The sequence below is a fragment of the Leuconostoc citreum genome, from assembly GCF_004354555.1.
Classification (GTDB): Bacteria; Bacillota; Bacilli; order Lactobacillales; family Lactobacillaceae; genus Leuconostoc; species Leuconostoc citreum.
Genome location: NZ_PUFH01000008.1, coordinates 67,243 through 87,596, shown reverse-complemented (window position 1 = coordinate 87,596; position 20,354 = coordinate 67,243). Strand labels below are relative to the sequence as shown.

Annotated in this window: 22 protein-coding genes and 1 tRNA gene; 21 read left to right on the top strand and 2 right to left on the bottom strand. The window is 38.5% G+C overall.

Going from position 1 to position 20,354, the window contains the following annotated elements:
* The first annotated feature begins 188 nt into the window (after nt 1-188).
* The 10 genes from C5L21_RS08925 (at nt 189) to C5L21_RS08880 (ending at nt 8,685) form a co-directional block, all read left to right on the top strand.
* Complete coding sequence (locus C5L21_RS08925; protein ID WP_004901326.1) at nt 189-1,109, top strand: Ppx/GppA phosphatase family protein; 921 nt, start codon at nt 189-191, stop codon at nt 1,107-1,109.
* The gene (locus tag C5L21_RS08920; RefSeq protein ID WP_133286269.1) at nt 1,102-2,316 is read left to right on the top strand and encodes a hydroxymethylglutaryl-CoA reductase, degradative; all 1,215 of its coding nucleotides are present in this window, start codon (nt 1,102-1,104) and stop codon (nt 2,314-2,316) included. The genes C5L21_RS08925 and C5L21_RS08920 overlap by 8 nt, the downstream gene beginning before the upstream one ends.
* Nucleotides 2,313-3,257 carry a nitrate ABC transporter ATPase gene (locus C5L21_RS08915; RefSeq protein ID WP_085699782.1) on the top strand — a complete coding sequence of 315 codons (945 nt, stop codon included), beginning with the start codon at nt 2,313-2,315 and terminating at the stop codon, nt 3,255-3,257. The genes C5L21_RS08920 and C5L21_RS08915 overlap by 4 nt, the downstream gene beginning before the upstream one ends.
* Nucleotides 3,257-3,973 (top strand): NAD-dependent protein deacylase, encoded by a 717-nt coding sequence (locus C5L21_RS08910; RefSeq protein ID WP_004901318.1) that lies wholly within the window; start codon nt 3,257-3,259, stop codon nt 3,971-3,973. The genes C5L21_RS08915 and C5L21_RS08910 overlap by 1 nt, the downstream gene beginning before the upstream one ends.
* A gap of 72 nt (nt 3,974-4,045) precedes the next feature.
* Nucleotides 4,046-4,951, top strand: coding sequence for a cation diffusion facilitator family transporter (locus C5L21_RS08905; RefSeq protein ID WP_004904378.1), 906 nt, complete (start codon nt 4,046-4,048; stop codon nt 4,949-4,951).
* A 365-nt stretch (nt 4,952-5,316) separates the two neighbouring features.
* Complete coding sequence (locus C5L21_RS08900; RefSeq protein ID WP_085699784.1) at nt 5,317-6,714, top strand: Nramp family divalent metal transporter; 1,398 nt, start codon at nt 5,317-5,319, stop codon at nt 6,712-6,714.
* A gap of 28 nt (nt 6,715-6,742) precedes the next feature.
* A complete protein-coding gene (locus C5L21_RS08895; RefSeq protein WP_085699786.1) occupies nt 6,743-7,204 on the top strand; it encodes a universal stress protein in 462 nt (153 codons plus the stop codon).
* Between the two features lie 390 nt (nt 7,205-7,594).
* Complete coding sequence (locus C5L21_RS08890) at nt 7,595-8,206, top strand: cadmium resistance transporter (RefSeq protein ID WP_004901309.1); 612 nt, start codon at nt 7,595-7,597, stop codon at nt 8,204-8,206.
* Between the two features lie 7 nt (nt 8,207-8,213).
* Nucleotides 8,214-8,516: an ArsR/SmtB family transcription factor gene (locus C5L21_RS08885; RefSeq protein ID WP_004901305.1), complete on the top strand. Its 303-nt coding sequence runs from the start codon at nt 8,214-8,216 to the stop codon at nt 8,514-8,516.
* A gap of 85 nt (nt 8,517-8,601) precedes the next feature.
* Nucleotides 8,602-8,685: transfer RNA gene (locus C5L21_RS08880), tRNA-Leu, on the top strand.
* A 95-nt stretch (nt 8,686-8,780) separates the two neighbouring features.
* Here C5L21_RS08880 and C5L21_RS08875 read toward each other — a convergent pair.
* Nucleotides 8,781-9,941, bottom strand: a complete 1,161-nt coding sequence (locus C5L21_RS08875) for a DUF2075 domain-containing protein (RefSeq protein WP_085699787.1) — start codon at nt 9,939-9,941, stop codon at nt 8,781-8,783.
* Nucleotides 9,942-10,042: 101 nt separating this feature from the next.
* On the opposite strand from C5L21_RS08875, the gene C5L21_RS08870 reads away from it, so the two are divergent.
* Nucleotides 10,043-10,894, top strand: a complete 852-nt coding sequence (locus C5L21_RS08870) for a glycosyltransferase family 8 protein (RefSeq protein WP_133286268.1) — start codon at nt 10,043-10,045, stop codon at nt 10,892-10,894.
* A 48-nt stretch (nt 10,895-10,942) separates the two neighbouring features.
* Here C5L21_RS08870 and C5L21_RS08865 read toward each other — a convergent pair whose 3' ends face one another.
* The gene (locus tag C5L21_RS08865; RefSeq protein WP_004904375.1) at nt 10,943-11,152 is read right to left on the bottom strand and encodes a hypothetical protein; all 210 of its coding nucleotides are present in this window, start codon (nt 11,150-11,152) and stop codon (nt 10,943-10,945) included.
* 497 nt (nt 11,153-11,649) lie between these two features.
* On the opposite strand from C5L21_RS08865, the gene rihC reads away from it, so the two are divergent.
* The 10 genes from rihC to C5L21_RS08815 all read left to right on the top strand — a co-directional run bounded on the left by rihC (nt 11,650) and on the right by C5L21_RS08815 (nt 20,314).
* Entirely contained in the window at nt 11,650-12,603 is a 954-nt protein-coding gene (gene rihC / locus C5L21_RS08860; RefSeq protein WP_085699789.1) for a ribonucleoside hydrolase RihC, read from the top strand.
* A gap of 75 nt (nt 12,604-12,678) precedes the next feature.
* Nucleotides 12,679-13,398 (top strand): 16S rRNA (guanine(527)-N(7))-methyltransferase RsmG, encoded by a 720-nt coding sequence (gene rsmG, locus C5L21_RS08855; protein ID WP_133286267.1) that lies wholly within the window; start codon nt 12,679-12,681, stop codon nt 13,396-13,398.
* A 54-nt stretch (nt 13,399-13,452) separates the two neighbouring features.
* Complete coding sequence (locus C5L21_RS08850; RefSeq protein WP_004901289.1) at nt 13,453-14,214, top strand: ParA family protein; 762 nt, start codon at nt 13,453-13,455, stop codon at nt 14,212-14,214.
* A complete protein-coding gene (locus tag C5L21_RS08845; RefSeq protein WP_133286266.1) occupies nt 14,204-15,106 on the top strand; it encodes a ParB/RepB/Spo0J family partition protein in 903 nt (300 codons plus the stop codon). The genes C5L21_RS08850 and C5L21_RS08845 overlap by 11 nt, the downstream gene beginning before the upstream one ends.
* A complete protein-coding gene (locus tag C5L21_RS08840; protein ID WP_004901284.1) occupies nt 15,107-15,310 on the top strand; it encodes a DUF951 domain-containing protein in 204 nt (67 codons plus the stop codon).
* A gap of 75 nt (nt 15,311-15,385) precedes the next feature.
* Nucleotides 15,386-16,486 carry a redox-regulated ATPase YchF gene (gene ychF, locus C5L21_RS08835; protein WP_004901281.1) on the top strand — a complete coding sequence of 367 codons (1,101 nt, stop codon included), beginning with the start codon at nt 15,386-15,388 and terminating at the stop codon, nt 16,484-16,486.
* 48 nt (nt 16,487-16,534) lie between these two features.
* Complete coding sequence (locus tag C5L21_RS08830; protein WP_004904370.1) at nt 16,535-17,239, top strand: DUF1129 domain-containing protein; 705 nt, start codon at nt 16,535-16,537, stop codon at nt 17,237-17,239.
* Between the two features lie 12 nt (nt 17,240-17,251).
* Complete coding sequence (locus tag C5L21_RS08825) at nt 17,252-17,941, top strand: response regulator transcription factor (RefSeq protein ID WP_004901276.1); 690 nt, start codon at nt 17,252-17,254, stop codon at nt 17,939-17,941.
* On the top strand, nt 17,941-19,050 hold the full coding sequence (locus C5L21_RS08820; protein WP_004904369.1) for a sensor histidine kinase: 1,110 nt from the start codon (nt 17,941-17,943) through the stop codon (nt 19,048-19,050). Before C5L21_RS08825 ends, C5L21_RS08820 begins: the two co-directional genes overlap by 1 nt.
* On the top strand, nt 19,037-20,314 hold the full coding sequence (locus tag C5L21_RS08815) for a D-alanyl-D-alanine carboxypeptidase family protein (protein WP_012305042.1): 1,278 nt from the start codon (nt 19,037-19,039) through the stop codon (nt 20,312-20,314). The genes C5L21_RS08820 and C5L21_RS08815 overlap by 14 nt, the downstream gene beginning before the upstream one ends.
* Nucleotides 20,315-20,354 lie beyond the last annotated feature (40 nt).

The window sequence follows — 20,354 nt, the reverse complement described above, 5'->3', positions numbered from 1 at the left end:
ATAACATTTCGATGTTCTTGTGGTGCTGGGGTCAGATTGACGTTAGTATCTTGAGGCATTGAAAAAAACTGGCAGACATCTGACTGCCAGTTTTTTATATATTATTATTTATCCAGGAGTAAAACTCATACTGTTATAAGCACTTTTTTGTTATACTTAAAGATAATACTAGAATTTAGGATGTCTACATGAGCTACTTAGCAATTGTCGATCTTGGGAGTAACTCGGCGCGCATGGTCGTTGAGCGGCTAAACAATGATGGCACTTATACCGAAATAATCCGTGAAAAAGAAGATACCCGCATTGCTCAAAATATGGGCCCAGAGCGCGTGCTAAAAGAGGTGCCAATCGCACGCACCATTGCTGCACTGAAATACTTTCAAAGCCAGTACAGTGACTTTGAGCCAACTGTACGTGCGATTACCACAGCTGCAGTTCGTGTTGCCAGGAATCAGACACAATTTTTGACGCGTGTTAAAAATGAAACCGGTATCGATTTTGAAGTGTTAACAGGTGATGAAGAAGCGTATTATGATTATTTAGGTGTTATCACAACGTTAGCGATTGATAATGGTATTATTCTTGACACAGGAGGGGCATCGGTTGAGTTAATTGCCGTAATTGATGGTCAGAACCAATCAGCAATCAGCTTACCTTTTGGCGCCGTGACATTGTCCGAAACGTTCAATTTGGCAAACGAGGTCAGTCAACGTGATATTGCTGCTGCGTGCAAAGATATTTTGTCGCAATATGAAGTCTTGCCTTGGCTGAATGCACATCGGGGTCTGCCAGTCATACTATTGGGGGGTGCCAATCGTTCTCTGGCCCGTATGGGCCGAACAATCCTTGGGAAAGATATTATTAATCAAATTCACGGCTTCGAAATGTCTGTTGAAATGGTTGAACATATTTTTCAAAATCTGAGGTATATGTCAAGACAAGAACGTGAGCATATTGCAGGATTAGAAATATCACGTGCCGATATTATTATTAGCGGTTTGTTGCCTTTACTTAATCTTATGCAGTTGATAGATGCACCAAGAGTAATATTTTCAGAGAGCGGTGTACGTGAAGGGTTAATCGCGGAGATGATGAAAAATAATGACTAAAAAATATTATGAATTGACGCCAGATGAACGTTTGGCGTCTTTACATTTAGACCAAAGGGCAACTACATTGTGGCATGACAATCAAAGTGAGACTAATGCACAACTCATTGAAAATTATGTGAGTGATATGCGCATACCAATAGGAATATTGAAAGACATTGTCGTTGATGATAAACATTATGCAGTGCCTATGGCTACGGAAGAACCTAGTGTTATTGCCGCAGCAAATCATGGTGCTAAATTGCTGAATAATCTTGGTGGCTTACATGTAAAGTCTCCTCGGCAAACGGCAATGATTGGGCAACTATTGTTCTATCAGACTGCAGATGATGCTATAGCGCAGTTTGTGAGTGCCAATCAGCAGGCCTTTTTTGAATGTGCCAAGCATGCTAAGCCAAGTATTTATCGCAGAAACGGTGGGTTACTTTCTGTTAACGCTAGACGTGTATCGCCAACACAAGTTAGTGTCGACTTTTTAATTGATACAAAAGATGCAATGGGGGCTAATATTGTTAACACGATATTAGAGGCAGAACGTGCTGTATTTTCATCGTTTCAAGCCAACTTTTTGGGCGCTATTTTATCAAATTATGCAACTGAACAAGTTGTGACAGTCAGTGCTGAAGTTACCGTACAACAAATTGGTGGGCAGCATATCGCTGAAAAAATTGTTGCCTTAAATGATTTTGCAAAACATGATATTTATCGTGCGACAACTGAAAATAAAGGTATTTTTAATGGGATCAGCGCTGTCGCTTTAGCAACTGGTAATGACTGGCGAGCAGTTGAGGCTGCAGGACATGCCTATGCTAGCAGGACGGGGTGCTATCAAGCGTTAACAACATGGCATATTGTTGACAATTTATTACTCGGCGAAATATCCATGCCCATCACTGTTGGTACAGTTGGTGGAACGATTACGGCATTACCTCAAGCAAAACAAGCGTTAGAAGTGATGGCTATTCAAACGGCTAATCAATTGCGTGGCATTATGCTCGCTGTTGGCTTGGCGCAAAATCTAGCTGCTTTAAAAGCCATAGTAGACGGTGGTATTCAGCGCGGCCATATGCGCATGCAATACCGCGCTTTGGCGCTACAGGTCGGCGCAACTGTCGAAGAACTTCCTAATCTTGTATTCAAACTAAGCCAAGAACAGCAAGTTGATGCCAGAGTAGCACAAGAATTATTAACGGAGATGAGAAAATGAATCCACAAATAAAATCACTTTTAGAAGCGGTGAATAATATTTATCCGGGAACTGTACTAACACGTGTTGCTGGCAATCAGACAGGGGAGCTGCATATTGACCGCGTTTCACAAGAAGTATTCGAAGATCGACTACTAATTGAATTGGCCGAAGCAACCGAGTCTGATTTCTTGATAGGTAACGAATTACTCAAGATGTTATTAACTTTGAATGGTATTGTACCACAAATATTTTTTGGACTAACATTTAAAGATGATACGTTAGATGAACAAATGATTCAAATTGCCACGCGCATGCATCGTACTGTCATGCATGCAATAACATACCGTGAGTTAGAAGCAAAGGGTATTTTGACGCCGAAAACTGTTGATGCTTACTTGGCAGGTGTCAAAGCTGAACTAACACCAGAAAATGGTGAGGTGGATGATGAAAGCTTATGGCGTTTATTTACATTAGCAGATGCTTTAGTATTCGCAAGTGTCAGTGGAGCTGATTTTAAGAGCTTATCAGGCTTGTACCCATTGGCCTATACTGCGGCTGAAAAGCTAGTTACCCCAATTTTATCAGCGGATTTAAAACAGCCACGTCATGTGCGTCGACAGATGGTTGCTATGTTTGCTGGCGTTGATGATATTATGAGTCAATGGGGACGACCAACAATCAATGCAAAAGAGTATGTGACATTGACGAGTGTTTTGTCAGAGCGGCAGCTTAACTTGCCAGTTAGCCAAGTATTTACTATTTATCATTCTGAAATGATAGATTATCAAACGCACCAAACAGCTTATGTCGGACTTAGTAAAGTGGATAAGCAAAATAGTTTTGTTATTTCTAAGCCAGATAATCAAGAATCGTCTGAATTCTTTAAATCACTTTATCGTATGCGTGTCAGCGATTTATTTAAGAAATTAGCGTTACCTTATATTTTCAGGGGGGAATAATGCAAGAAGATAAGATGTTAACAGCAGATATCCAACAACAATTTGATCAAGCTAAACACATTCTTTTCATGACCGGTGCTGGTATTTCGACGGCATCAGGTATTCCGGATTATCGTTCAAAAAATGGTATTTATCAAGGGGTGAGATTGCGCCCAGAATATTTATTGTCAGCAACAGCTTTCCAAAATGAACCATTAAAGCAATATCAATTTATGATTGATAATATGTATTTTCCAGCGGCTGAGCCTAATGTGATTCATGAAAAAATGGCTGAATTAACGCGACAAAATCGTGCTAAAATTATTACTCAAAATGTCGATGATTTGCATGTTAAAGCCAAATCACAAGCAGCCAATTTGATTCGCTTTCATGGCTCACTATACGATATTTATGCACCAAAAGATGGTCAAAAAGCAAATTTGTCAGCGTATATGAAAAGTCCTAAGCGTGCAGATGGGGCAATGCTAAGACCTAGAATTACATTTTATGAAGAAATGCCTTTTGAAGTGGAAAAGTCTGCTGCGTGGGTCCAAGCAGCGGACTTGATTGTCATTGTTGGCACCAGTTTTCAAGTCTACCCATTTGCAGGGTTGCTTAATTATGCTAAGCCCGACGTACCAGTCATTGCAATCAATCTTGAACATATTCAGACAACATTCCCAGTGACGCAAATATTAGGGGATGCAACAACTTTTTTTGAAGCGCTTAAAGTATGAAGTTATGCTTTTTGTTATTTATTGTATGAATTTATTTTCATGTGTGCTATAGTGGTTCATGGAGGTATAGTGATGGAACAAGTGAAAATGAGACAAACGCCTTACGTGATTGGCATCACATTGAATTTAATTTTCGTGCTGACGGAGTTAGTGTTTGCTAAATTAGCCCATTCAACCGCACTGTTTGCTGATGCATTTCATAATTTAAGTGATGTCTTAGCTTTAGTCATTGCTTGGCTTGCAGTTGTTGCTTTTGGTTTAAAGGCTACGCGAAAACATACATATGGGTGGCATAATGTCTCGATTTTAGCCAGTGTATTTAATTCAATTTTATTGTTGTTTGCAGTTGTCACGATTTTTTATGAAGGTATTCGCGATTTAATTGTTGTGCCAACAATACATACCAACGGTATCATGATTACGATTGTTGCTGCTGTGGGTATTGGGATTAATTTTTTTACGGCAATGTTGTTTAGAGCCAGTGGCGCACCAGATGAACATGGACACCACCATGGCCAGGATTTGAATGCTAAGACTGCTTATATACATTTGTTATCTGATGCAGGCGTTTCAGTTGGTGTTATTCTGGCTGGTATTTTAATTCAGTTGACAGGCATTCATATGATTGATGCGATTGTATCGATGATTATAGGTGTAATTATATTAGTCACTTCGTGGCCTGTGATGACATCAACATTTACTATGGCTATTAATGGGGTACCAAAAACGATTAATGAAACAGCCATCTTAAGTTATCTTAAACAGTATCCTGGTGTTGAAAAGTTACACGACTTACATATTTGGCCATTGTCAACAACAGAGACGGCTTTAACCGTTCATCTTTCTGTTTCTCCAGATGTTGATACGCAGGTTTTGTTAGAAGATATGTCACAGACATTACGTCAAAAGTATGAAATTCACCATGTCACCATTCAAATAGAGCGTCACGCAATGAATCAGCCATGTAATTTGATTTAAAATGTTACGTAATTGTAACTTTCTCATGAAAAGGCTTACAAAGCTATATAATAATAAGGTGCTTTTATCATTATAGTCAGAAAATGTAATAAATAATGGCAAGAAAACATTATTTATGATTTTTTTAGTTGACGAATTTTTAAAAGCGTGTATCATTTATTATGTATTAGGGCATTAATAGCCGAGTTAGATACCTTTCATAAGCTTTCAACACTGTTGAATGAAATCCTTTATGAAAATTATTTAGCACTGTTAATACGTGTTTAGCTCACCGTTAAGTAGCTTAAAAAGTGAATACTAAATGCGTATTTTGGTCAAAATTCGTATATTTTTTGTCCTGAGGAGAAATCTTAAGGAGAGTTAGAATGCAAGATTCTAAAAGCGTTAAGCCAAAGCATCATTTTGTGGAGAAGGCAGATGATCAACTGAGCTTGAGTGACGTAAACGGCTCAATTGAAGCACCTAAAGATGGGTCTTTTTGGCGTAAATTATTAGCCTTTTCAGGACCAGGTGCCTTAGTTGCCGTTGGGTATATGGATCCAGGTAACTGGGTAACTTCAGTTGGTGGTGGTGCACAGTATCATTATGTTTTGTTGTCGATTGTTTTGATTTCGTCATTGATAGCAATGATGCTACAGTATATGGCTGGCAAGTTGGGTATTGTAAGGCAAGAAGATTTGGCGCAAGCAACGCGTGCACGTACTAGTAAGACTGGTGGCTTTACACTTTGGATTATTACTGAATTCGCCTTGATGGCAACTGATATCGCTGAGGTTGTTGGTGGAGCCATTGCCTTGCACTTATTGTTTGGCTGGTCAATGATTGCTTCAGTTTTGACAACTGCATTTGATGTTGTACTGTTGTTGTTATTGATGAAGTTTGGTTTTCGGAAGATTGAAGCAATTGTCATGACTTTAATTATCACAATTTTAGTAATATTTGCTTATTTAGTGGCATTGTCAAAGCCTGATATTGTTGCCTTGTTTGGTGGCTATTTGCCACAATTACAGGCTGTTTCAGGTCATGGTCCAAAGGGTGTTGATTCACCATTATTGATGTCACTAGGTATCATTGGGGCAACCGTTATGCCGCATAATCTTTATTTGCACTCATCAATCGCACAAACACGTAAGGTTGATCGTAAAAATCCAGAAGAATTGAAAGAAGCTGTTAAATTGATGACTTGGGATTCAAACATACAATTATCATTGGCATTTGTTATTAATTCTTTGCTATTAATTTTGGGAGCGGCATTATTTTTCGGTCATGGTGACCAGGTTGGCACATTTGGATCGATGTACAATGCTCTTGGTAATAAAGAGATTGCTGGTGCGGTCGCTTCGCCAGTGTTATCAACATTATTTGCCGTCGCCTTGCTTGCTTCAGGTCAAAATTCGACGATTACGGGTACCTTGACGGGTGAAATCATTATGGAAGGCTTCATTCACATGCGTATTCCAATGTGGTTGCGCCGTGTTATTACACGTGGATTGGCTTTGATACCAGTTATTGCTTTCACTTTAATTTACGGAGGTGCAGAAGGTAAATTAGATCAATTACTTGTTTATTCTCAAGTATTTTTGTCAATTGCTTTGCCATTCGCTATGGCACCGCTAATTTACTTTACATCATCTAAAAAAATTATGGGTGAGTATGTTAATCCACGTTGGATGACAATTCTTGGATGGATTACGTTTATTGTTTTAACGGGATTGAATATCCAAATTATTGTTAATTTGGCACAACAAATGATGGGTGCTTAAGAGTAACTAACGATTAAGGAGAGATAATATGAGTGAATTAAACTTGAACATCGAACCAATTCAATTTAAACGCGTGTTAGTTGGTGTTGATGAATCTGAGCAAGGTTATGTTGCTTTGGCTAACGCCATTCATCAAGCTAGTGAAGATGAAGCGCAACTAATCATTGCATCCGTTTTGGAGATGGGGGATTTGTCAACCATTGATGCCCTTCATCTGGATGTCATTAAAGAACGTCGCGCTCAAATCGAGGCGAACCTTGCACGTTATAAGGCCTATGCTGAATCACAAGGGGCTGAAAACGTTATAACGGTCTTTGCTGATGGTGCCAAGGCTGGAGAAGTTTTGTTGCAGGATGTTGCGCCAAAAGTACAAGCAGATTTAATTATTGTGGGGGCGCACTCACGTGAGGGCTTTTGGGAATCATTGGGTTCACAAGCCGCATACATTGCCCGTCATGCAAAAATTTCATCAATGGTTGCTCGTAAGTAATCAAAAAGACACTGCCATAATAGACAGTGTCTTTTTTGAAAATTAGCTTTTGTATAACACGAAACCCCGATAAGCTAACGCGCTTATCGGGGCTATTTTTTGGGAGAGATTTTAGAGAAGAGAATATTGGGAGATTATAGGAGAGAAAAGTTGCCCGTATGGGGTTTCGTGTGTTGATGCCGTGGAGAACATCAACGATAATCTAGCATATACAATTCCTACCTTTCTAAAACGCGTCGTTGTTTGAGATGACTTGTTTTGTTGTTGTATATAATATAACTTGACCAGATTAAATCAGTATAAAAATTTTAAAAAAACTGAAATAAATTTTTTGTGGTATAATATATGAAAAGTATTTCATGTAAAAATAGTTCATATAAAGAGGTCAACATGGTTCAAACACTTTTAACGGCACTTACATCTTATATTGGCACAACATCTGATTATTTTGTTGTTTTACTACTGGTCTTCGGACAATATCGGGGACCAAAGCAGACACGGTCAATTATCTTCGGTGCCTATTTAGGAAATGCACTCTTGGTTTTGATAGCGTTACTCGTTGCGGTATTGCTTAAAAACATTCCAGAATCTTGGCTGCTTGGTTTTCTGGGAATTGTGCCGATTGTAATTGGTATTCGCAAATATTTTTCAAATGACGATGAAACAGAAGAAGTTAAAGATAAGTTAGCGCAGGATAATAATAGAAACTTGATTAGTAACATGGTTATCATTACGATTGGTGCCTGTGGTGCTGATAATTTGGCCTTGTATATGCCTTATTTTGCTACTGCGAATCTTGTCTACTTACCCGCAATTTTACTGATTTTTATTGCGGTGCTAACAATTGTTATCTTTTTGGCTAAAAAGCTAACCGACTTTAAGCCAGTTCATACTTTCTTCGAACGTTTTGGTGACAAAATTCAAGTGATTATTTATATTGTTCTTGGCTTATACGTTATGTTTGATGCAGGAACGATTCAATATCTTATAAGCCTGTTATAATAAAAGTATGAAGACAAAAGCAATTAGTGAACTTGAAAAAATATTTAAAATATTAGGGAATAAACAACGATTAACGATTCTAGAGTTATTGCGATCACGCTCATATTCGGTCTCTGAAATTGTTGATATTTTGAATATGGAGCAATCGGCTGTTTCTCATCAACTACGCGTACTCCGCGAAGCGCAATTAGTTCAAGCAGAGAAGCGAGGACGTGAAGTATTGTATTATCTGAGTGACTCGCATATTCTAATTCTTTTAGACAATGCGTTAAAGCACGTTGATCATGTATTTAATTTAGGAGACGAATAATTATCATTTGAATTATAGGGTTGACGTGAATGTTAAAATTTGGTATTCTAATATAGTTGTTTAATACAAACGGTATTAGATATATGCCGTTGTGGCGGAATTGGCAGACGCGCTGGACTCAAAATCCAGTGGTGGCAACACCGTGTGGGTTCGACTCCCACCGACGGCATCATTGATTTAAAAAGACATTAAGTTAACTTAATGTCTTTTTTAGTGATTTATTTTTAGCAAGCATGATTGGCTTAGTACGTCTATGCTTAATAATTAGGACTGTAATGCCATGAGCCGCTGACGTAGTGCATCATCGTAAGCAGTCAGATACAGGCCGTATTTACCACGCTTAAGGAGAACGTTTAAAACATTGGCAATAAAATCTTGATATTGTGCTGGTGTAAATTGAATATCTTGCCTTTTTTTGAAAATTTCTTTATGAGAGTATTTTTCCGGAATAATAGTCATGCTATCGGTTTTAGGATTGTAACCGAAAGAAGGACCAATAATCATACCGACATAATTTAAATCGAAACCTTGTAATGTGTAAATTGTCCCGACTTGAGTAATAGATGATTCGCGTTTTGCCCAGTGGGTGCGTTGCGGATCCCATTCATCCCAAGGTAGGGAAAAGGTGTCCATCTCGACATTATGACGGCCATCGATGCGTGGGAATCCAGATGTTGCAACGACACGGCTTAAACCATACTCACTATTGCGCGCTTTGATTTTGTCATAAAGTGCACCAGCTGTAGGAAAAACTTCAAACTCAAATTGACTATCTTTTGGAAAAGGTGTGATTGGTTGCTGTGCGGTGAAACTATCTAGCCAAGCTACTTGTTTGTCACTTGTAACCATACGATACTGGAAATCCATATTGAATTCACGATATGGATGGTGACCGATTGTCTTAAATAATAGCTGCTTGGACCAATACATCTTTGATTGAAATACTTGTTTAAAATCATAAACAACTACGACAACTTTTGACAAAGCCATTAAATCAGTTAACTGATTTTTACCGCGATAATGGGCATACGGCTCTGATTTAGAATAGAGCAAGTGTGCTTCGTCAACGAAAATGACGTCATAGTGACGATGGTTTTTTTGTGCATCATTAATCAGAGCAGTTGGCCGTCTAATGTCGCGTGGATTGAGGCCGTCAAAACTTTTAGCCATATCTTGATAAGCCTTATAAAGTTCTGGGTGGTTAACGACAAGCGCACTTTTGTAGCGTCTGTCAGTCATATATTTTTTAACAAGTTGCATGAGTACGACCGATTTACCAGTACCTGCTGCGCCTTGAATGATGGCAACTGCATGTTCTTTTTTAGACATGTTGTGATTGATATAGCTATTGAGCTCTGTAATCTTTTTTGTTTGATCGTCAGAGAGCGTATCAATTAAAAACTGTTCTTTTAGAATCTTATTCATTAAAATTACCCCACTGTGATTTATTATACTATAACGTTTGACAATTACTCGCGTTAAACCTAATGACACACTAACAATATTCTCAGCGTATAATATAGTATATGGAAAAAACCAAAATAATAAATGATGATAGCGTGAACCTATTAATCACCATCGATGAAAATTATATTAAACCGTTACGTGTTTTACTTTATTCACTTAGGCAAACTAACCCAAGAGAAAATATGACAATTTGGTTGGCTCATGACCATATTGAGGCGGCGCAGTTAGAAAAATTACATCAATTTGTTGCGCAATTAGGTTTTGTTTTGCACACGATTAGAGTCGATACAAGTCTATGGGCAAGTGCGCCAACTTTCAAACAGTATCCGCCAGAAATGTACTTTCGACTATTATGCGGTGAATATCTGCCTAAAACACTACATCGTGTGATTTATCTTGATCCAGATATTTTAGTGATTAATCCAATTAGGCCATTAGCTAATATGCCATTAAAAGGCCAAATGCTGGCTGCTTCAAGTCATATGGGGCTAACAGGTATTAGCCAAACGATTAATCACTTACGACTTGGTACCCGTCAAGTATATTTCAACTCGGGCGTGATGTTAATGGATCTAGATATGATGCGACAACGAGTTAATATGAAAGCTATTTTGTCTGTTATTCAGCAATACGGCAAAGAGCTTATTTTACCGGATCAGGACATTTTAAATTATCTCTATGGTGATGAGATTTTAAGTTTACCCGAAGAAATTTGGAATTATGATACACGTGATAATATTATGCATTATGCCAAAAGCTTTGGATCAGTTGATATACGATGGGCTATGGAAAATACAGTGATATTACACTATTGCGGTCGGCCAAAACCTTGGGAAAAGAGTAACAGTATCAATCCATTTATCATGTTATATCAACATTATGAACAATTACTAGCTATTTCTGGTTTGTAAAACGGGCAGAGAAGGGAAATAAAAAAAGCTGCTGGATAGCAGCTTTTTTTATTTAGACCAGCCATGCGATTGAAAATCGGTCAAGATACGATCGAACGCCAATATTTGCGCATCAAGGGGGAGTTGATGCGCAATGTGAAAGTCTTCCCATAGATTTTGAACACGAACAGGGACATGTTCAAGTAATTTATCATCAGTTTCTTTACGGTAAGCCTTGCGACCCCATTCTTTGATGATGTTGTATTCCAGTCCAGTCATTATACTGTCTACCTTCATGCTAATATTTGTGTTAGATATATAATATAACATATATTCGGAAATGCGCCTATATATTTAATGAACAAAAGTAATAATAGGATGTTAATGTTTACATTTTGCAATATTTCTCTCATAATGATAAAGGTTTAAACTGGATTTATCCAATAATGAATAAGACTAGCATAATTATTTATTACAATGCGTTATTAAAAATAAGTTGTAATTGTATGAATATTAATGGAAATAAGTAAAGGGTTACATAAATATAAAATGGGGTATTTTTTATAATTGCTAGTGCAATCTGAATTAGAATCATTTTAATTCACCACATGTGGTAAAGCTAAATAAATAATGTATTGAGAGATAATCCAAATCAATCTCTGGAACTTGTGATGAATTTGTTATAATTAAAGTAAATTAATAATGGAGGAATACGTATGTTATTTGAAGCCCTGATTTCTTTGATCATTACTTTAAATAATTATCGTTCTTGACTGATGAAAAAGAAGATACCTATCATTTTTGATACAGATCCTGGCATTGATGACGCTGCTGCTCTGACTATTCTGCTGACCAACCCAGCCTTTGATGTGCGTTTAATTACTTCAGTTGCGGGCAATGTTTCAGTTGATAAAACAACATTGAATGTACTAAAGTTGACGCATTTTTTCAAAAGAGAAGATGTTGCGGTAGCGCGTGGTGCTGAAAAGCCATTGGTGCGGGAATATCACGATGCGGCCAATATTCATGGTGAAAGTGGTATGCCGGGTTACGTATTTCAAACACCAACGACTGAAGCCATGCCAATAGATGCTGTTGAAGCGATGTTCAATGCCTTAGTGACTAGTCCAGAAAAAGTGACACTTGTTGCAGTCGGCGCGTTTACTAATTTAGCTAAATTGCTGACAATTCACTCCGAAGCGATGACCAACATTGCGCGTGTTATTGTCATGGGTGGTAGTTTATCTGGTGGTAATATGACTTCGGCAGCTGAGTTTAATGTCTTCACTGATCCCGATGCGGCCAAAATTGTGTTTGAAAGCGGCTTAGATATCACTATGATTGGCTTGGATGTCACGCTAAAAGCACTATTAAAATCAGAAACAATGACAACATTATCCAATATGAATCACACAGGACAAATGTTGATGCAACTCTTTTCTTACTATGGCGATGGCTCCATGCAAGCAGGCAAGCCAATGCATGATGTTAATACTTTATTTTATTTGTTAGCACCGGAAAAGTTTACTTTACAGGATTATTGGGTTGACGTTGTCACAGACGGACCAGCTATTGGGACAACAGTAGCTGATATTCATGCGAGAACACATCAGACAACCAATATTCACGTCGCAATGGCAGTTGATGTGGCAGCTTTTAATGCCTGGTATTTATTGGAAATTAATAAAATAAACGACGGGATGGTTAATGCTGGAAAGCTTGAAAATTAAGGCTTTTTCAGGTATTCTAAAAGTAGTTGTAATTAGCGCTTTTTGTGCTGTACAAACTTGAAATGGAGCAAATAATTGACAGTCGAAGCGTTTATTTCAGCCTTAAATGATGCTGGTATTACATTAACAGAACAACAGATTGAACAATTTCAACGTTATTTTGAACTACTTGTTGAAGCTAACAAACAATTTAATTTGACAGCGATTACCGATGAGAAAGATGTTTACTTAAAACATTTTTATGATTCATTAACCGTTGCTATTTATGTGAAGGCGTTACAGCATCAATCAAGCACATTAATTGACGTTGGTACTGGTGCAGGTTTCCCATCTTTGCCTTTAAAAATTGCTTTTCCACAATTGAAAATCACCATGGTTGATGCTTTGCAAAAGCGTGTACGCTTTCTCCAAGATGTTGTGGATACGTTGGACTTAAAAAATGTATCAATTGTTCATGGCCGAGCAGAAGACATTGGTCAAAATGTTGCCTATCGCGAACAGTTTGATTTTGCAACGGCCAGAGCGCTCGCTCGAACTAGTGTTTTAGCTGAGTATACGTTGCCCTTTGTTAAAGTGGGCGGTGCGTTGTTAGTGATGAAAGGCGCTGCTGCAGAGCAAGAATTGGCTGACGGACAACAAGCTTTAGCAACGCTGGGGGGCACAGTATCAAGTGCCTTTGACTTTAAGCTGCCCAATGGCGACCAACGTGTCATTCAAGTAGTTGATAAGCACAAGAAAACCCCTAAAAAGTATCCGCGTCAAGCTGGGACACCCAATAAAAAGCCAATTACTTAATGAGGCACGACTGAGATACTATTTCCATATTCAAAGAAAGGATGCCAACAGCATATGGCACATATAATTGCATTAGCCAACCAAAAAGGTGGTGTTGGTAAGACAACGACAAGTATTAATTTAGGTGCGGCATTGGCACAGGATGGACAGCGCGTTCTCTTGGTTGATATTGATGCACAAGGTAATGCTACTAGTGGGTCGGGCATTGATAAATCTGAGTTAGCACTAGATAGTTATGACGTGATAGTTGATGGCGCTGCCCTTAGAGATGTAATTGTACCAACTGATAATTATGATTTATTACCAGCCACTATCCAATTGTCTGGTGCTGAAATTGAACTTGCTACGCAAAAACAAAGAGAATACCGACTCCAGAAGGCATTAATGACTGTCAGTGATGATTATGATTTTATATTAATTGACAATCCACCAGCCTTAGGACTATTAACAGTTAATGCTTTTACTGCAGCTGACGCTATTTTAATTCCTGTGCAGACAGAGTTTTATGCTTTAGAGGGTCTAGGGCAACTACTGAATACGATTGAATTAGTCCGTAAACAGTTTAATGAGTCACTGGATATTGCTGGCATACTATTGACAATGTATGATGGCAGAACTAATTTAGCTAAACAAGTTTCAGAAGAAGTTCGCCAATATTTTGGTGATAAAGTGTATCACACAGTTGTGCCTCGTTCAGTACGTTTAAGTGAGGCGCCTTCTTATGGTCAAGCCATTATTGATTTTGATCCAAAGTCTATTGGTGCTCAGGTGTATACAGAACTTGCACAGGAGGTTTTGAAACAATATGGCAACTAAAAAAGGTGGGTTAGGTAAAGGCCTAGGTGGTTTGTTTAATGCAAATAATGTTACTGAAGAAACTCTTGAGCATACTAAACAAGCAACCAAAAAAATAACAGAATTTGAACGTGTTGAACGATTGAATTTGAACCGTATCACTGCAAATCCTTTTCAACCAAGACACCGTTTTGATGAAGGTAAATTACAAGAACTTGCTGATTCTATTCGTGAAAATGGCGTATTGACACCCATTATTGTGAGACGGTTTGGTAATGATTTTCAAATTATTGCTGGTGAACGGCGCGTGCGTGCTTCGAAATTAGCTAAGCAGGCAACAATTAGTGCCATTGTGCGTGATGTTGATGATAATACAATGGCTGCCGTTGCATTAATTGAAAATTTGCAACGTGATAATTTGGATGCTATTGAAGAAGCACAAGCGTACAGTGGGTTGATGTCACAACTTAAGTTGACACAAGCACAAGTAGCTCACAAAGTAGGTAAGGAACGTACGACAGTAGCGAATGCGGTCCGTTTGTTGAAATTGCCTGAAGCTGTGCAAGACATGGTACAGTCTGGTTTGTTATCAATGGGTCAAGCGCGTGCGCTACTAGGCTTAAAAGTAAAAGCTAATATTGAAGAGTTAGCGCAGACTGTGGTCAGTCGTCAACTGACAGTCCGTCAAGTCGAAGTATTAGTAAAACAGATAAATGAGGGGCCTGTCGAAAAGCAACCAGCAACACCAACGTCACCATATATTCGCGCATTAGCCACACAACTTGAAGAGAAATTTGGTACGAAAGTTAAAGTCAATGCTACGGAAAAAGGTAGCGGAAAAATTGAAATTAATTATCTTTCCAATGATGATTTGAGTCGTATTTTAGCGCTGTTAAATGTTGAGGTAGACTAAATGGCTGAACCAATAACTTATGAATTACAAGATGTCGTGGAAATGAAAAAACCACACGCTTGTGGGACCAATTCGTGGCGAATCACAAGAATTGGTGCAGATATTAAATTAACTTGCACGAATTGTGGTCGCGGAATTATGATGCCACGATTTGACTTTAATAAACGTTTAAAAAAAGTTTTATCATCTCAAAAAGATAACTAATACGAAGTATTTTAAGAAAGGAGGATATATTTTGCTAAGAATAGCTAGATACTTAGCAAAATATATACCTAAACTATGGCACTTACTGCTGGAATCGTCGGTCTTCCTAACGTCGGCAAATCAACGCTCTTTAATGCAATCACTAAAGCTGGAGCTGAAATGGCAAACTATCCGTTTGCAACAATTGAACCAAATGTAGGTATGGTTGAAGTGCCTGATGATCGTCTGGCACGTATTCAAGAATTAGTGCCGGCAGACAAAATTATTCCGACAACCTTTGAATTTACTGATATTGCAGGTATCGTTAAAGGTGCTTCGCAAGGTGAGGGTCTCGGCAATAAGTTTTTAGAAAATATTCGTCAAGTTAATGCCATTATTCACGTGGTTCGTGCCTTTGACGGTGATGACATTATTCACGTCAATGGGGTAGTTAATCCATTAGATGATATTGATACAATCAATACTGAATTGATTTTAGCTGATTTAGAGACTGTTGATAAGCGCTATAGCAAGGTAGCACGCGCAGCCAAAGGTGCAGATAAAGCAGCAAAAGCCGAGTTTTCGGTTTTAGAAAAAATCAAGCCAGTGCTTGAAGCTGGTAAATCTGTACGAACAATAACATTTACAGATGATGAGCAAAAAATTGTAAAGGGACTATTTTTACTGACGACTAAGCCTGTATTATATGTTGCTAATTTGGCTGAAGATGACATGGCAGATCCTGAATCATCTAAGTATTTTAAAGCTATTCAAGATTTTGCTGCCACAGAAGGGGCAGATGTTATTGGGCTGTCGGCTAGTGCTGAAGAAGAAATTGCTCAGTTAGCTGACGAAGATAAGGCTGAATTTCTTGAAATGGCTGGTGTGACAGAGCCTGGCCTAAACAAATTAATTCGCGCAGCATACCACCTGCTTGATTTACGTACATTCTTTACCGCTGGTGGTAAAGAAACGCGTGCGTGGACATTTAAAGCAGGTATGAAAGCACCACAAACTGCTGGCGTTATTCATTCCGATTTTGAGCGTGGCTTTATTCGTGCTGAAACAATTGCTTTTGCAGATCTTGATAAACTTGGTTCGGTTAAAGCTGTTAAAGAGGCTGGTAAATTACGATCAGAAGGTAAAGAATACATCGTTAATGACGGTGATATTATTGAATTTAGATTTAACGTCTAAAATAAGACAACCTGCGGGTTGCGTACATAGTCTCGGAGGACGACCAACATGGTAGAAGAAAAGCATCAATTAACTAAGAAAAACGAAGATTTTATTTTTCGTTTCAAAAAAATTGTGGCGCAAAACAGTCATTTATCAGCAGAAAAGATAGAAGAGATTACTGATGAAGTTACCGCAGAATTGCTTGCAGCACAAGGAACAGGAACCACAGCTGTTCAACTATTTGGAACGCCTACACAGGCGGCGCAAAAATATTTAGATCCGACAGTAACTGCCAAAAAATTGCATGATTATAAATTTGCCCCCTTAGCATTAGATACGTCACTTGTTATTTTTATGCTGTTTAGTGGTGTATTTGGCTTATCACTGTTTTTCGCTAAACAGCAAGCAAATCAAGGTGCTGGCATTATTTCCCTATTGCTTATTGCTGCTTTAGGTGGGTCAATCTACACGGGAATTATTCTCAAGCTTACACCTAATCCAAAAGCACCCGAGAATGCACCATCTAATTCACGAAGATGGTTATACCTCATTGCAGCAGTTGTGGCATGGTTAATTGGCTTTTTGATACTTGGTCTATTACCACCAGTTATTAATCCAACTTTGCCGCCAGTTGCTTATATTATTTTAGCTGCGGCTGCATATGGCCTATTCCGTTGGAATCGCCAAAAAGCTGGTTTGAAGGGCGGTTTCTTTGCTATTAGCCAGTTATCACAACAAGCACGTTTGGATTCAGCCAAGACTAAAAAATAGGAGACGCTACTGATGAAGATTTTAGTTGTTGACGACGATATTGAAATAGCTGAATTGCTCGAAATTTATCTTAAAAATGAAGGCTATGAGCCAGTCATGGCTGCAGATGGTAAAGAAGCCATTTCAAAACTGAATACCAATCCAGATATTGGACTGATGATTTTAGATGTTATGATGCCCAATATGAATGGGCTAGAAGTGGTTAAGATTGTCCGCAAAGACAGTCGTGTGCCAATTTTGATGTTGTCAGCTAAGTCGGGCGATATGGACAAAATTCAGGGACTGATTACAGGTGCGGATGATTATGTGACAAAACCTTTTAATCCATTAGAAGTCATGGCCCGTGTTCGGTCGTTATTACGACGGGCAGACAATGCCGTACAAGATAAAACGCCTGATGTTTTAGATATTGGTTCGTTAGTGATTAACAAAGACAGTCATGAAGTGAAAACGGCCAATGGCGACATTGTCAATTTGACGGCCTTAGAATTCGGTATTCTTTACTTATTAGCCTCTCATCCAAATCGTGTGTTTTCAGCCGATGATATTTTTGAACGTGTTTGGCAACAAGAATCGGTTGTCTCAGCTAAAACAGTTATGGTACATGTATCACATCTACGTGATAAGATTGAAGAAGCCACGAATGGTGACCAAGTCATTCAAACCGTTTGGGGTGTCGGCTATAAGATTGAAGTAAATTAATGAACAAACTATCGTTATTTTTTAAGCACAATCGCACCAAAATATATTATGCGGTAGGAACAGTATTGTTACTACTGCTTTTTAGTTGGTTCGTATTGTCTGCCACAGTATTACTAGGGCAAGCGGCTCACATAGCTTTACGATGGCGTTTCTGGTTAAGTATGTTAATTTTGATACTAGGTGACTTAGTGATTGTGTTTTGGCAATACGTTCGTTGGCGCCAAGCAGAAAGTTTAATTCACTTAATCCGTGATTTACACCAAATTGCCAAAGAAAATTCAGATATGACAATTGATTGGCATGCACACTACGCCCCGCGAACACAAGCCCTTATTGACGTCTCTAACAAGATAGCCAAAAATACGCGAAAAATCCGGGAAGAAGAACGTGCAAGTGAACGCTCCAAGGATGAAATGATTACTAATATTTCACATGACTTACGTACACCGCTTACTGCTATTATTGGTTATCTTGGGTTAGTGGAAATGAACGCAACGACTTTGAGTCCTGAAGATCGTGCTAAATATATTCATACTGCTTATGATAAATCGAATCAAATGAAAATATTAGTCGAGGATTTATTTGAATTCTCAAAAACACAGGCTCGAGATGCAGTCTTGAATTTAACAACTATTAGTTTAGGCGATTTGTTTGCACAACTTCTCGCCAGTTATGAAATCGAAGCACACGAACATCAAATTGAAATGATGCAAATCACCAACCCAGAACTCATTATTTTGGAAGCAGATTCTGATAAATTAGCGCGCGTATTAATTAATCTCATTACGAACGCTTTTAAATATGGCGAAGGGGCAACATATATTAAGCTAACCGCGCAGGTAAAGGCACAAGAAGTAGAAATTCGTGTGATTAACAATGGTGTTCAGATTCCTCAGGAAGCCCTATTGGAAATTTTTGATCGTTTTTATCGTGTCGAAAGTTCTCGTAATAGTAAGACGGGTGGGACAGGTTTAGGTTTAGCCATTGTTAAAGGCATTATTTTGCAACATGGGGGCACTGTTCGTGCAACATCAGATGCTGAGTTAACAACATTTATTATGACGTTGCCACTCAAGCAAAGTAGGGGAAATAGAGATGAAGTGGATTAAATTTGTCGTATTTTTTAGTGTAGGATTAATAAGTTTCGTGCGTATTGTGTCAGCAGCACCATCGGCTAAGCCAATAGATTTAAAAGAGTCATTGACCTCAGCAGTTGTTGTTGATGCAAGAACAGGACAGGTATTAGCGACTAGAAATGCGACAAAACTTGGTATGATTGCGTCACAATCAAAAATGTTAACAGCATATGCTGCACTTCGTGCGATTCATGACGGCAAACTAACCTGGGATACACCGATTCCAATTACGAGTAAAGCAGATTTATCTCATCAACCTAAGTATGTTTATTCTCATCTTGATATTAAAGCAGGTGACCATTTAACCGTTCGAGAACTGTACAATGCTATGCTCACGATTTCCGCAAATGATGCATCATTTGCACTGAGCGAATATTTAACACCTAAAGGTATGACGACTCAAGCAGCATTACAATCATGGGCTAATGAATTGAAATTAGATCACTCCAAATGGTACAATGCCGCTGGTCAAGTGAATGGTAATGCTTTTGAAAATAAAATAGCTCATGAGCCTGGTGAGGCCGCTAATTTAGCCAGTGCCGAGCACTTGGCCATGCTAGCACGTGAAATTATTAAATTAGATCCTAATATTCGTACTTTGGGTGAGAGCGATTTTATTTCTTATAAATCGGCATCAGCTAATCGTACTGTGAAATTAACCACTGACCAGTTTTTATTTCGTCACCAACACTCAAAGAAAGTATCGAATCCAAATCATTTAATCATTGAGGGCTTAAAGACAGGGTCAACCCCAGAATCAGGGGCTGCTTTTACAGGAATTGTCAAAGATCAAGCAGGCCATGAATTTATTACTGTAGTGAATGGTGCTGGCTATTATACTGATACAGTAACGAGATATCAAGAGACAATTAACATTGTGAATGATGTACTCAAATCACAGGTACCAGAGACTTTTGAGGCCGGCAGCGTACTTTCTGATTGCAAAAAAGTAAAAATGTTAGATATGAAACGAAAAGAAGTACCGGTTGTTGTTGGCCAAACTAAAACTTTTTGGCATCAAAAACAGGCACCAATCAAGGTGAACCACACAACATTAAGCCGACATCCTAAAAAAGTAGCTCGGGGTCAATCCGTTGCACTAGCCCAACTGGCACTACCTGACGTCGTATTTTTACCGAACACGTCTGTTAATAGCCGTAATTTATTATTAAAATCAACGATAGACACAACACAAGCACCGTGGTGGACACGTGTCTGGCGTGACATTTTTGGGTAATTATAAGCAGGACAAGTTGTTATTTAAAATAATAATTTGT